Genomic DNA, 13,417 nt, shown 5'->3' with positions numbered 1-13,417 from the left:
TGAATTGCTTCTTAGTCGAGCTCGCCTGCAGAGCGCTTCTTGAGGAAGTTCTTGTAAGCAGCCTTTGTCTGTGGAGCGAGGAAGATGAGGGCAATGATATTCGGGATGACCATCAGCCCCGTCACCGTGTCGGTAATCTCCCACACGAAGGTCACAGCGAAGATCGCCCCGACGAAGACCGATCCGATGACCACGGCACGGAAAACATAGACCCCGACCTTGCCGAAGAGCGAGCGGACATTCATCTCACCGAAGATATAGTTCCCGATGATCGTCGTGAAGGCAAAGAAGAAGATACTCACCTGCAGGAAGATGATACCTGCCTTACCAAAGACCATATCGAAGGCCTCCTGCGTGATCGCTGTCGACTCGAGCCCAGACTGCTTATGCGCACCCGTCAGAAGGATGACCAGCGCCGTAGAGGTACAGATGAGGAGCGTGATGAAGACACCCGACATGGCTACGAAGCCCTGCATCGCAGGGTCCTTCACCTCGGCCATAGCGTGAGCGTGGGGCGAGGTACCCATACCGGCCTCGTTGGAAAAGAGGCCACGAGCGACCCCGTAGCGGATGGCATACTTCATCGCGATACCAGCAGCACCGCCAGCAGCAGCCTTCGTAGAGAAGGCTTCTCTAAAGACCTCAGCAAAGGCCTGGGGGATCTGGTCGAAATAGATGCACATGATGACGAGCGAACCCAGGATATAGGCAATAGCCATGAAGGGCACGACGAGCTCAGCGACCGTGGTGATACGCTTCTGACCGCCGACGATGACGATACCGACGATGAGTGCGATACCCACACCGACGACCCAAGGCTCTATATCGAAGGCCGTCGTCAGCGCGACTGTGATGGAGTTAGCCTGCACCATACTTCCCGTGAAGCCCACATAGGTAATGAAGGCGATCGAGAAGAAGAGCGCCAGCCACTTGAGCCCGAGGCCTTCACGGATATAGAAGGCAGGCCCTCCGATGGCACCACCAGGACGGACCTCACGATACTTCTGTGCTAAGACGGCTTCGGAGAAGATCGTCCCCATCCCGAGGATGGCGGAGATCCACATCCAGAAGATCGATCCGACGCCGCCCATAGAGATGGCGGTAGCGATACCCGCTACGTTCCCCGTACCGACCTGGGCAGCCACAGCGGTGGCAAGAGCTTGGAAGGAGTTGACCTTGGACTTACCCTCCTCGCCCTTCTTCCGCTGCATAGCGGGGCCGAAGGCATACTTCATCGCCAGATTGAAGTGGCGGATCTGTGGGAAGCCGAGGTAGATGGTGTAGAAGATGCCGACGCCGAGAAGGGCGTACATCAGGAAGCTGTTCCAAAGAATCCCGTTGAACTCTTTGACGAACCCTAATACATCCATGTGCTGTGAGTTTTGTGAGTTAGTGTTAGAGGTATTGTAAATTTTGGCTTAGACCTAAGGAGTAGATGCGTAGGGATCAGGGCACCTACACGTAGAAGTGGGGCTCCTATCAGGGATAGCGCTCGGGAAAAGAGCGGAATACTTGAGCTATTCATGCGCATCATAGGGGGCTCTCCCCTTGGTATTATAGAGGGGCAAGCCATATGTCCACGGGCAAAGTGTCCATGGACTTCGCCTACAAAGGTATAAATAGTGCCGGAAGAAATAAGGGTGCTTAGCCCTTGCGACCGTAGTCAGCGGGGATCTCGCCCCAGCGGACGGTATCCCACTTATATAAGGGTGTCGTGTAGGTATGCGTCTGGAGCCAGCGCTCAGCACGCTCGATGAGGTCGAAGAGCGGAGCCGTCTCAGCCGTGCGCTCCAGAAGGGTCTTACAGCGCTTCTTGCGTACCCATCCGAGGGCCGTCTGGCTATCGGAGTAGATGACGAGCTGCGAGAGCCCCTGCTTCTCGATGAGTGCCAGTGCATGCACGATGGCGAGGAACTCCCCGATGTTATTCGTTCCCTTAGGGAAGGGCCCCATCTCGAAGATGACCCGACGCGAGGGCAGGTACACACCGCGGTACTCCATCACACCTGGATTGCCTGAGCAGGCAGCATCGACAGCGAGCGCCTCCTCGATGGGAGCTTCTGTGCTACTCTCCATCCCCGAGGGGGCACGGTGGCGACGGGAGAAGCCCTGAAAGCCCTCTTCATAGGCTCGCAGAGCCTCACTACGGCTCTCGAAGGACTTGAAGAGGGCCTTGGGATAGCCCTGCGTCTGGCGCTGACATTCCGCCCAGGTCTCATAGACCCCTGGCTCATGTCCCGCCCAGACGACGTACCACTTTTGTTGCTTTGCCATCGGCTTACTTGCTCTTGGATGAAGTCGTTTACTGCCGTCTCCCGTCGTGGGAGCGGTGCCCAAAAGTACAACAATCCCCCGTGCTACCGCTTCTACATCTATAAGAGAAGTAGCAACAGAGGGCATTCTGACCGCTTCTAATACGGGTATAGAAGTAGCGCCCACATACCGAGCGGAGAAGTGCGCTCGTTTTAATGGTACACGTGTCTCCCGCTCCAGCCTTCGCTCTGCGCAGGCATTTAGGGAGCGTAAGACACTTCACTGCTAACAAGACACCACACATGAAGAAGATGATCTTCACCGCTGCCCTCCTCTTCAGCTCGATGAGCATCGGGGCACAGGCGCAGTCCGTCGAGAGCCAAGCACTCACGACCATCAGCACACAGCACGAGGAGCCCACTGTAGAGCTCAGCGAAGCTCCCGTCAGCACGGAGAGCGACTACCTGATGAGCTTCGCCGAGGCCGCACCACGTCGCCGAGGCTATTATGGTGGCGGCTCAGCCCCCTACTACTCCGGGACGCTGGAGCTGGGCTTTACCTCCGCTGAGCGTCTCGGGCGTATGGAGCTACTCGGCTCCTTCGGTACGCTCGTCAGCCCCACGATCTTCCTCGGCGGGGGCTTGGGCTTCAACGGCTACTTCTCTCACAAGCACCGCGACACCTTCTGGATGCTTCCCCTCTTCGTGAACTTCCGTGCGACGCTCCCCACGAACTCCGTCGTCAAGCCCTTCCTCGACATCAAGCCTGGGTACTCCATCGGCCTTACTCACTCGGGGCTGCACGGCTTCTACTTCGCACTCTCAGGGGGTATCGTCGTCAACCGCTTCATGATCAGCCTGGGCTACGCTTATCAGGAGTTCAACTCCAGCCGCTACTTCGACAAGTATTGGGGTAGCTCAGGCGGGGTATCTCTCAAGTTCGGTATTCTCTTCTAAGGCGCTCACAGCGTGAGTCTGGGCGGGCTAACTCACGAATATTTCGTATGTTTGCCCGCGAATAAAAGCAAACACCCGTATGATACACTCCATGACTGGCTTCGGGAAGGCCTCGGCTCGCTTCGGTAGCCGCACCATCACCGTCGCCATCAAGTCTCTCAATAGCAAGCAGGCCGACCTCTCGGCACGTATTGCCTCCGCCTACCGCGAGGGCGAGCTGGAGCTCCGCTCGCTGATCACCGATCGCCTGCAGCGTGGTAAGATCGATCTCACCATCACAATGGAGGATGACGCCCTCGAGGGCAACACTACCCCCATCAACAAGGAAGCCCTCCTCGGGTACGTCCATCAGCTCCAGACGCTCCGCACAGAGTCAGGGCTGGACTTCCCCATTGACCCCGTCGCCCTGCTGCGTCTCCCTGGCGTCATGGATAGCGAAAGTAGTCGCACGACCGAGGTCAGTAAGGAGGAGTGGGACGTCGTCCGCGCCACCACCCGCCAGGCTGTAGAGGAGCTACAAGCCTTCCGCCTGCAGGAAGGGAAGATGCTCCACGAGGTCTGTGCCTCACGTATCGCGAAGATCAGCTCGTTGCTTGAGGAGATCACCTTCCCCGAAGCTGAGCGCATCGCCGCTATCCGTCAGCGTCTCGAAGAGGGCCTCACGAAGATCGCCCCTCAGGGTGGCTATGACAACTCCCGCCTCGAGCAGGAGATGATCTACTACATCGAGAAGCTCGACATCAACGAAGAGAAGTCACGTCTGGCGCATCACCTCAGCTACTTCATCGAGGTACTCAACGCCGATCAGCCTGGTCAGGGTAAGACCCTCGGCTTCATCGCACAGGAGATCGGCCGTGAGATCAATACGATGGGCTCGAAGAGCAACCAAGCCGAGATGCAGCAGCTCGTCGTCAAGATGAAGGACGAGCTTGAGCAGATCAAGGAGCAGGTGCTCAACATCCTCTAAGCCATTCTGCGGTAGCCCTCGCTACCCGACTACATAGAAAAGCCACGAGCTTCAGCCCCACCAAGCGTGGGATGCTGAAGCTCGTGGCTTTTATGTCCGTGCGACTCTATCATGAAGTCGCAGGCGAGACCGAGAGGTCGCTTAGAAGTGACGCTCTACGGGCTCTACCTCAGGCTGCTGGAAGTCGATGAAGCACAGACCAGCCAGAGCCGTACCATAGCGCTTCTCGATCGTGATCCCTTCGGTGACGAAGTTCAGTTCGCCGAGGTAGTAGTGACCATAGGTCTTCTGGTGCAGGTCGTTGATCACACGGATCAGACGAGCTTCGAGCTCCTCGATGCGGTAGCGGCCGCTAACTTCACAGACCAGACCACCGACCTTCTTATCGAAGTTCTCATCAGCATACATCCATGCGTAGACGACACCTGCAGAGACGAATTCGTCCTGCTGACCGTGCGATACAGCCAGGATAGTCTTCAGCTCAGAGCCGAAGGGAGGCAGGTCGATCTCATCCATAGAAGCAATGTGGGCCGTAGCGGGCAGCACGGACGAATAGACCATGATATTAAAGTCAGAGATCCCAGCATCATGCAGAGCCATGTGGTATGACCCAGCGTGAAGTTCCAGATCCGACTCACCGCTACCCTTCGTCACGAAGAAGGTGTGGGGGATAAGATTCCCTACGTACTTGCTCATTTAGTTCCTTATAAATCTATGATTGTTAATACTTATTGCGCACTCTTTTCGCCCATTCCGCTATGCATACGGCTGGATGAAGGCTTACAAAGGTACACTATTTTTAAGAACTTTAGCTCTCTTATTGACGCCTTTCATGACACATTCCACTGCTTTGCAGTGATAAGAAGCGGGACTACAAGTGTCCTTCTCGTGAAGAAAAAAGCGCCTTCACGTAGTGGTATTCTTCTATCTATGCACGTAGTCTTAAAGACCAGGCACATAAATCCAAATATCCACGTACGTAGATATTAGAGCCACGTACGTAGCCCAAACTTTTCTGCCACTCGTCCACAACTTTTATCCCTACACAGAGCAACAACCTACAATAGTCGTTCGACTCCAGACTAATAGTCGTCAGAGCACAGACCTGTAGTCATCTGCACAGCGACCTCCCGAGCCCTGCCTACACACCTCTACAATCATGAGGCCACATATCGCAAGGGCTGTATCGAGAGGATGGCACCTTGATATCCTCCTCGGGGCTGTTTGCAGAAGCCCGTCCCTTTGACTATCTCCACGATTCTCCGTAAGTTTGCTCCGTATAAAACCAAAGACCAAGACCAGGCTTACCCAAGTCTATGCCTTGATACTTGATTAACTCTCCTTACAACCAACGCCGATGAGACGTCTTTTACCGCTGTTCTTGTTGTGCGTCTTCTTCTCTCAGTTGGGACTTAGTGCCCAGGTGCACATGCCAGCTATCTACGGGCGGCACGAGACGAAGCAAGTCGTGACGACAGAGACCTTCTATGACTCAGGCGGGCCAACTAAGAATGCCCACCCTCTGGGCATCGCCGCCGTCACCTTCACCCCCAAGTATGGGCAAGCTATCGAGGTCGACTTCTCCGAGCTTGACCTCAAGCAGGCCACCCTCTATGTCTACGAGGGGAAGCAAGAGCTCGTCAAGAGTGACGGGGGCGACGAAGATGATGATGAGATCACCTACACCAAGCCGAATGTCCCCGAGCTCTATGTACTCCGAGGTAGTGATCTCTCCCGTCATGTCTTCCACTCCACGACAGCTGATGGGGCGCTGACCTTCGTCTTCATCGGAGCCAACCCCGCAGGTAAGGGTTGGACAGCCGAAGTGAAGAGCGTAGCCAAGACCTCCGATGACACCCCCATACCGGCCGAGCCCGAGGGCTCCGTCTACATGGTATCAGGCCCTCGTGAGGTCATGGTAGGCAGCACAGGACTTGACTTCTACGACGATGGTGGCCCCACGAAGAAGATCAGTCCCAACTTTGAGGGCTACGTGACCTTCGTCCCCAAGCAAGCGGGACAGCGCATACGGGTGACCTTCACCAGCCTTAAGCTCTTCCATACCTACAAGCCGAAGAACGACCTACTACGCGTCTACAACGGACGCAGCACCTCCTCAACCAAGTTTCTGCGTGAGCTCCTCAACGAGCAGACGCCCATTAGCCTCATCTCCAGCGAGGACGATGGCTCACTGACCGTCTCACTGAAGAGCATCACGGGGACTCCGCAGGACGGCTTCGTCGCACGCGTCGAGGCCATCACCCCCAGCCCGATGACCTTCGCCTCAGCCTCGGCGACCTCTCCCACAGAGAAGGTAAAGAGCGCAGCAGGTGAGCACGACAAGCCCCTTCTACTTCTCACCCTCCACACCGAAGGCGTGAGCCCCGCCCTCACCCTCTCAGAGCTGGAGCTCTCCACCCAAGGCACGAGCACAGGCGCCCTTGAGCGTCTTATCCTCTATCGTGGCGAGCAAGCCCTCACCACCAACCGCATAGGCGAGGCGACCGTCACGGGCGATCAGGTGCGCCTCCAGCTCTCCGCTCCCCTCGAGCTGAACTACGGAGACAACACCTTCCTCCTCACGGGCGACATCTCTGCCAAGGCTCACACGGGTGATCAGCTCAGCCTCACCGCACGCACCGCAGTCCTCTCAGGCGAGACGAAGCAGCTCAACCTCCCCACCCCCACCCCATATATCCTCGACAACGTCTGCCGCAGTCGCGAGGGTCAGCCCCAGGTCATCAACGTATATTCGGACTGGACCTTCGCTCCGACGATGAGCGCTGGGCGCTATGCTCCAGGCAATACCGACCAAGTCACGACCTTCCTCCCAGCCAAGACAGGCGAGGTAGTCGAGCTGGACTTCCAGTCCTTCGATGTCCTCTACGAGAAGAGTAAGTATGGGACGAAGGCGGTCTTCGAGATCTATGCTGGTCAGGGGCGTACGGGCAAGCTCCTATGGCGCCTTGACGAAGAGACGATGAATGCGGACGGGCCTAAGCTCATCCATTCAACGAGCTCGGACGGTGCACTGACCGTCGTCTTCAATCCCAAGGAGACCATCCCAGGCCGACAGAAGTCAGGCTGGCAGGCTACCGTACGCAGCCAGCAGCCCCAACCTATGGTACTCGTCTCGGCTACTGTCACACAGGCCTCCACCGCCGAAGCGCCCGTAGGTGCTACTGGTCTGGAGTTCCTTGATCTCACGCTTGAGACGAAGGGCAGCCTTCAGCCCAAGAAGCTGGAGGCCATCAAGCTCCAGCTCAAGGGCGCACCTCAAGCCTTCACCAAGCTCTACCTCTACGCCCTCTCCAGCCCCAAGGCCTACAGCTCAGCCAAGCTCCTTGGCTCCGTCACGCCCACAGGTGAGACGACCGTCACCCTGCCCCTTACGGTAGCTCAGACACTCCCCGAGCGCAAGAGCTACTACTACATAGCTGCAGACATCGCTCAGGGAGTCGCAGCAGGTCTGACGCTTGACCTTGCTCTCCCCGAGATCACACTCTCAGGAGAGACCGTCCCGATTGAGAGCCCCGACCCCGAAGGAGGACGCATCACCCGCAATCTCCTCTCGATGGCAGCCGGTGAGACGACCATCGAGGTCACCAACCCACTCTCCTTCTATGATAATGGCGGACCCACGGGGAAGTACCCACGCTCCTTCAAGGGCACTGTGCACTTCGTCCCTCGTGCGGGTGAAGTCATCCACTGCCACATACGCCAGCTCCGCCTCGGCCGTGTAGACTACCTCAGCTTCTACCACGGGAAGGAGGCCAACGAAGACAAGCTCATCACCAAGCTCTCAGGCTACAAGCGCGACCTCCCCGAGCTCATCTCCACTGCACCCGACGGCTCGATGACGGTGACCTTCACCAGCAAGACCAGCGATGATGGCTGGGATATCGAGGTCAGCTCTGAGCGCCCCATCCCGCTGCACGTCACGGAGGTCAAGGCCGAGGCGATCCAAGATACCCGCCTGATGAGGGGTGCTAAGGACGTCCCTCTGATGAAGCTCGCCGTCACCGTCACGGGAGACCAAGGCGCGCTGAGCATAGAGCACATTGACTTTGCCCCCTTCTTTGCTCAGGGAAGCAGCGCTTGGGCAAAGCTCAACCTCTACGCCACTGAGACCTCCGAAGCCTTCTCTACAGCGAAGCTCTACGCCACGGGTGGGGAGCGCTTCTCGGGTACGACAGACTACCACAAGCCTGGTACGTACTACTTCTTCCTCGCAGCTGATGTAGATGCCACCGCTCCAGCAGGCGCCCGCATCACCATCACGCCCCGTAGCATCACCGCAGGCGGTGAGGAGCGTGCGATCACGACGCCCCCGACAGCTGCCATCGACCTCCACGAAGGCATGCACGGAGACTTCACCATCGGCGAGCGCAGAGGCATGCACTACACCACCCTCACCGCCGCCATCCAGGATCTTGTCAGCCGTGGTGTCGATGGTCCCGTGCGCCTACTCCTCAGTGCTGGCACCTATGATGAGGCGCTCTCCTTGCCCGATATCGCAGGGCTGTCCGAGACGAACACCCTCACCATCGAGCCTATCTCGGGTCGTCGTGGCGAAGTGACCCTCACCAACACACACTACCGCAAGGTAGACTACGGCGACAACAAGCCAGGTTACTTCAACGTCGAAGGGGCAGACTACGTCACACTCCGCGCGCTTACCTTCACGTCAGAGAAGAGTGATGCGCCAGCACTCCTACTCGTCCGCAATGGTAGCCAGCATCTCACCATTGACGACTGTGAGCTCTCTGCTCCCCGCACCACACTGTACAACGAGGGTGACATGGCGCTCATCCGTACGGCACGCGGCAACCAGCCTTCGCCCAACAACGACTTCCTAACTCTGCGCAATTCGCACCTCATCGGTGGGTACAGCGCGATCTATGCCGACGGACTTTCGAACATCGCACTCCCCACACAGCGCGTCATCACCATCGAGGGCAACACGCTTGAGGGTCAGGGCTCGAAGAGTATCTACCTGCGCTGTATCCCCGACATGACCGTACGCGCCAACCGCATCCTCGCCTCGGGCAAGGCGGCACGCGACTATCAGGCGATGGACCTCACCCTCGGCGAAGGGGTGAGCGTCGTCGGGAACCGCATCCACCTCATGGACTTCTCCGAGACGACGACCGCCGTACAAGCCATCTACCTCAGACGCACTACGGAGCATGCGCAGATCGAGCACAAGTCCAGCCTCTTCGCCTCGAATGAGATCATCCTCGATGCACCGCAGAGTCTCCGTGAGGTCTACGCCTTCTACTTCACCGATGAGAACCTCACGGACATCAAGCTCCTGCACAACTCCGTCCTCATCTCAGGCACTCGCACCGACAAGTCCACGGCACCTGTCTACTTCCAGTCGCGCAAGCAGGGTACCATCTCAAAGCTCGAGGTGAAGAACAACCTCTGGCAGAACCTCACCCCTGGCTCTATCTACAAGACCACGGCGAAGATCACGCTCGTCGATCCTACCTTCACGGACAACGTAAGTTACACGGCAGGCAGCGACTTCGCACTACTCGGAGATAGCGCCCTTGACCTCGCCGAATGGACGAGCCGCATGAAGGACACCTCGAGCCGCATCGCACGAGTGGACTTCGCAGCTCCTCGTGAGAGCCTCCTCCCACAGGAGTTCAGTGCGCTCACCTTCGCGCGTGCTCTCCCCGAGGTACCTACCGATATCGTCGGCACGAAGCACCCCGCTACGGATGCCGCCGTCGGGGCTTACGAAGCGACGACGCACGGCTTCCCCGCACTGGCCACGGGCTATCCCAAGCCCCTCAACCTCACGGCGGATCATCCCGTGCTGGAGATCAAGGCCACCGACTTCGGGCAGTTCTTCTGCCTGGTGCTCAAGCAGTCTGATACGGCTCCTACGCTGGAGGCTCTCAAGGCCTCGACGCTACAGGTCAATCTCTACCCCAATCAGGTCAGCCGCCTCACCCTTCCCGCACTCGATGGGCACTCGGCCTATCGCCTCTACCTCCTCCCCCGCGATCTGTCGGGGCAGTTCGCCTCAGCAGCCCTCACCTACGACTTCTCTACCGATGCCCTCCCCTCGGAGGTGGCAGACTTCGAGAGCGTAGCCGTCGGGACGAGTGACTTCGTCAGCGGTACCTATCGCTTCGTAGGTGGGAAGGTCTACGAGCCTCAGAAGCCCTACACGACGGGGAGCCATCGCGCCCTCGAATGTAGTAGCACGGTGACCATCACCCCCACACACACTACAGTACCCACCAAGCTCACGGGCTTCTACCTACAGAGTGATGCACCCGTACGCCTCACGGCTAAGGGTGGAGCCGATGGCGATCAGACGAAGACTCTTCCCTCGACGAGCGGCGTATGGCGCTACGTCAGTCTGCGTGACCTCGGCGAACTCACCGAGCTCATCATCCAGAGCGAAGGCAAGGCAGGTATCGATGACTTCACTGCCGAGCCACAGCCACTCCGCCTCACCCCGAAGACCTTCACCTCTCGCGCTGGTGAGACCATCGCTCTCCAGCATGATGCCGAGGGCGGTGTATGGCCCTACTCCTATGTATGGCGTACCGCAGCAGGGGAGGTCGTAGGGAAGGAAGCGACCTACAGCATGAAGGCTGAGCGCACCCAGCACCTGACGCTCGAGGTGACCGATGCTTGGGAGCAGAAGGTGAAGAGCCAGCTCCTCCTCAAGGTCTCGGGTGGGAAGCCTGCTATCGCTACCTTCGACGATCTCGGCCTCGAGCCTGAGACGGCGTGGTACGGCGAGCTGGAAGCTAGGGGCTCCGACTTCATCTCCTCGACCTTCTATAGCGGGAGCTACTCCTTCGCCTGTAGCAATGCACCCGCACTGCGCACGTGGATGGGCTTCGCCTACTCCGACCAGACAAAGACGACCTTCACCTCACTCTTCCCCGACCAGTTCAATAGTGCAGTCGGGCATGGCGTGAATGGCTCCAAGAACTATGCCGTAGCCTATGCTTATCGCCAGCCAGCCGAGCTCCGCACCACCCACACAGGGCCTGCGGTCATCCCTGGCACCTATGTCACGAATACCGCTTGGGTCAAGCAAGTCACCCAGACAGGTACGAAGATGGGCAGTGAGCCAGATGCGCCCTTCCATCAGGGGGACTACCTGCTCCTCATCGCCAGCAATAGCACGGGCACAAAGAGCCTTGAGATCCCCCTCATCGACTACCGTAGCACCGACCCGAAGGAGCACTACACGATAGACACCTGGCAATGGGTCGACCTCTCTGCTCTCGGAGAGACCGATGTCGTGCGCTTCACGATGAAGGGCTCACGTGTAGCCAATGGAGGCACGACCATCCCGGCTTACTTCTGTCTTGATGACTTCGGGAGTGAAGTACCTGCAAAGGACATCGCACCCCGCACCCTCGTTCCACAGAGCACGGAGACCCTTGACCTGACGAAGGTCTTCACCGACGCAGGTCTTGCGCCCAGCGCTTCCCCTCGCCCTGCCTATACCCTCATGGCGGCTGGGAGCGAAGAGACTGTGATGGCGACCCTCAGTGGGAGCAACCTCCGCCTCACAGCGAAGGCCACGGGCTCGACCTCGCTCATCATCAGCCAGCGTCAGGGAGGGAAGACCGTCTACCTCCGCCTACCTCTCACGGTAGCCGTGCCCCAACCCACGCCCCAGCCTATACCTCAGCCCACGCCTACCCCCGAGGCGGATGGCGAACTAAAGGCATATCCCAGCCCCACCACCACGGAGATCCATCTCACGGTGAGCGGACGCGTAGATATCTTCAGCCTCACAGGTCAGCTCATGCTCACCATCGAGCACTACACGGCAGGGCAGGCCATCCCCGTAGGCAACCTCCCCGCAGGTATGTACCTCGCACGCACGCCCCAGGGTGTCGTCCGCTTCAGCAAGCGCTGAGCCTAAGTCCGCCCGACGATACGATACAGTTAGCGCGTGGCTCTCCCCCTCGGGGGAGGGTCACGCGCTAACTATTTGAGCCTGTTTTCGCTAGTCCTTCCCGCTATTTATTCTGCTAAGGTATCACACGCCCAGCTCTCCGATATACCTCTCCGAAGTGACACACAAGCCCTTCGCCTTATCACGAGTATTCATCTTATCCAGAGGAGGAAAAAGAACTGTTTTCGTGAAGAAAAAAGCGCCTTCCCGTAGTGGTTTTCTTCTATCTATGTACGTGGTCTTAAAGACCAGGCATGTCAATCCAAATATCCACGTACGTAGATATTAGAGCCACGTACGTAGTCCAAACTTATCTGCCTCTCGTCCACAACTTTTATCCCTACGCAGAGCAACAACCTAATAGAGGTCACTTCGCCATCCTATATATAGCTCTACCTACGTACTCATATAGGTTGCTTCACCGACCCATATAGGTTACGTTTTCACCCCTCGCAGAGTCGCGGAGCAAGCAATATAGAGACGTGGTAGCAAAGAGGCAGGATGCCGAGCGCACTCCCCTACCTCTTTGGGGTGAATGCAGAGGGAGATACGACTGCTTCATTGCACGCATCGGGCACTTTTGCGCAATTTTTCATAACTTTGTCCGTACCTTCAGAGGGGAATACCCTCACGAGGTACACCATAAATTAATATAGATAAGGATACAGAGACAGCTACGCATGGCTACTATTGTCAAGACAAAAGACCTCATGATCGAGGTGGCTCGGCAGCTCTTCGCTCGGGTTGGGTTCACCAACACGACGATGAACGATATTGCCGACGCTTCGAAGAAGGGCCGGCGTACGCTCTATACCTACTTCCGTAACAAGGATGAGATCTTCCACGCCGTCATCGAGCGCGAGCTCGAGCGCCTATGGCACGACCTGGAGCTGATCCGCCGCCTCCCCGCTTCACCCGAGGACAAGATCCTGACGATGCTCCTGACGCATCTGGACAAGATGAAGGACTTGGTCCTGCGCAATGGCTCGCTCCGTGCCGAGTTCTTCCGTGACATCTGGCTCGTAGAGAACTCCCGCGCAGCCTTCGACGAGAAGGAGATCCGCCAGCTCCGCGAGCTCCTCGAGGAGGGGAAGGAAAGTGGACTCTTCCACGTCCCCGACACGCGCCTCACGGCCTACCTCTTGCAGAACATCGTCAAGGGTATGGAAGTCCCCTTCATCAGCGGGGCTTACCGCTCCAAGGGCACGGTCGAGGAGATCCGCGCAGCAGTACGCCACCTCCTGCTCTTCGGCATCCGCCAGAGTGAAGAGGTACCCAACGAATCCAACACTTAAT

At 57.9% G+C, this 13,417-nt stretch carries 8 protein-coding genes; 5 read left to right on the top strand and 3 right to left on the bottom strand.

Features of this window, described 5'->3' with window-relative positions:
• Positions 1 to 11: 11 nt before the first annotated feature.
• Both HMPREF1323_RS01075 and HMPREF1323_RS01070 read right to left on the bottom strand, forming a co-directional pair.
• Positions 12 to 1,370 (bottom strand): alanine/glycine:cation symporter family protein, encoded by a 1,359-nt coding sequence (locus tag HMPREF1323_RS01075; RefSeq protein ID WP_044123852.1) that lies wholly within the window; start codon positions 1,368 to 1,370, stop codon positions 12 to 14.
• Between the two features lie 274 nt (positions 1,371 to 1,644).
• Positions 1,645 to 2,274 (bottom strand): ribonuclease H1 domain-containing protein, encoded by a 630-nt coding sequence (locus tag HMPREF1323_RS01070; RefSeq protein ID WP_044115284.1) that lies wholly within the window; start codon positions 2,272 to 2,274, stop codon positions 1,645 to 1,647.
• A gap of 18 nt (positions 2,275 to 2,292) precedes the next feature.
• Between HMPREF1323_RS01070 and HMPREF1323_RS09300 the strand changes: the two genes are divergently transcribed.
• The 3 genes from HMPREF1323_RS09300 to HMPREF1323_RS01060 all read left to right on the top strand — a co-directional run bounded on the left by HMPREF1323_RS09300 (position 2,293) and on the right by HMPREF1323_RS01060 (position 4,176).
• Positions 2,293 to 2,415: a hypothetical protein gene (locus tag HMPREF1323_RS09300; protein ID WP_255344657.1), complete on the top strand. Its 123-nt coding sequence runs from the start codon at positions 2,293 to 2,295 to the stop codon at positions 2,413 to 2,415.
• Between the two features lie 140 nt (positions 2,416 to 2,555).
• Complete coding sequence (locus HMPREF1323_RS01065) at positions 2,556 to 3,209, top strand: hypothetical protein (protein WP_009432257.1); 654 nt, start codon at positions 2,556 to 2,558, stop codon at positions 3,207 to 3,209.
• A 79-nt stretch (positions 3,210 to 3,288) separates the two neighbouring features.
• Complete coding sequence (locus HMPREF1323_RS01060; RefSeq protein ID WP_009432289.1) at positions 3,289 to 4,176, top strand: YicC/YloC family endoribonuclease; 888 nt, start codon at positions 3,289 to 3,291, stop codon at positions 4,174 to 4,176.
• A gap of 141 nt (positions 4,177 to 4,317) precedes the next feature.
• Here HMPREF1323_RS01060 and HMPREF1323_RS01055 read toward each other — a convergent pair whose 3' ends face one another.
• Positions 4,318 to 4,872, bottom strand: coding sequence for a pyruvoyl-dependent arginine decarboxylase (locus HMPREF1323_RS01055; RefSeq protein ID WP_009432265.1), 555 nt, complete (start codon positions 4,870 to 4,872; stop codon positions 4,318 to 4,320).
• Between the two features lie 733 nt (positions 4,873 to 5,605).
• Here HMPREF1323_RS01055 and HMPREF1323_RS01050 point away from each other — a divergent pair.
• Positions 5,606 to 12,082, top strand: a complete 6,477-nt coding sequence (locus HMPREF1323_RS01050) for a DUF4465 domain-containing protein (protein WP_009432306.1) — start codon at positions 5,606 to 5,608, stop codon at positions 12,080 to 12,082.
• A 719-nt stretch (positions 12,083 to 12,801) separates the two neighbouring features.
• Positions 12,802 to 13,416 (top strand): TetR/AcrR family transcriptional regulator, encoded by a 615-nt coding sequence (locus HMPREF1323_RS01045; protein WP_044123851.1) that lies wholly within the window; start codon positions 12,802 to 12,804, stop codon positions 13,414 to 13,416.
• Position 13,417 lies beyond the last annotated feature (1 nt).

Origin of the sequence: Porphyromonas sp. oral taxon 279 str. F0450 (genome assembly GCF_000292995.1) — a bacterium.
In the GTDB taxonomy this organism is placed as follows: domain Bacteria; phylum Bacteroidota; class Bacteroidia; order Bacteroidales; family Porphyromonadaceae; genus Porphyromonas; species Porphyromonas pasteri.
Note: the sequence above shows the minus strand (reverse complement) of the source record. Positions and strands in the feature narration are given on the sequence as shown.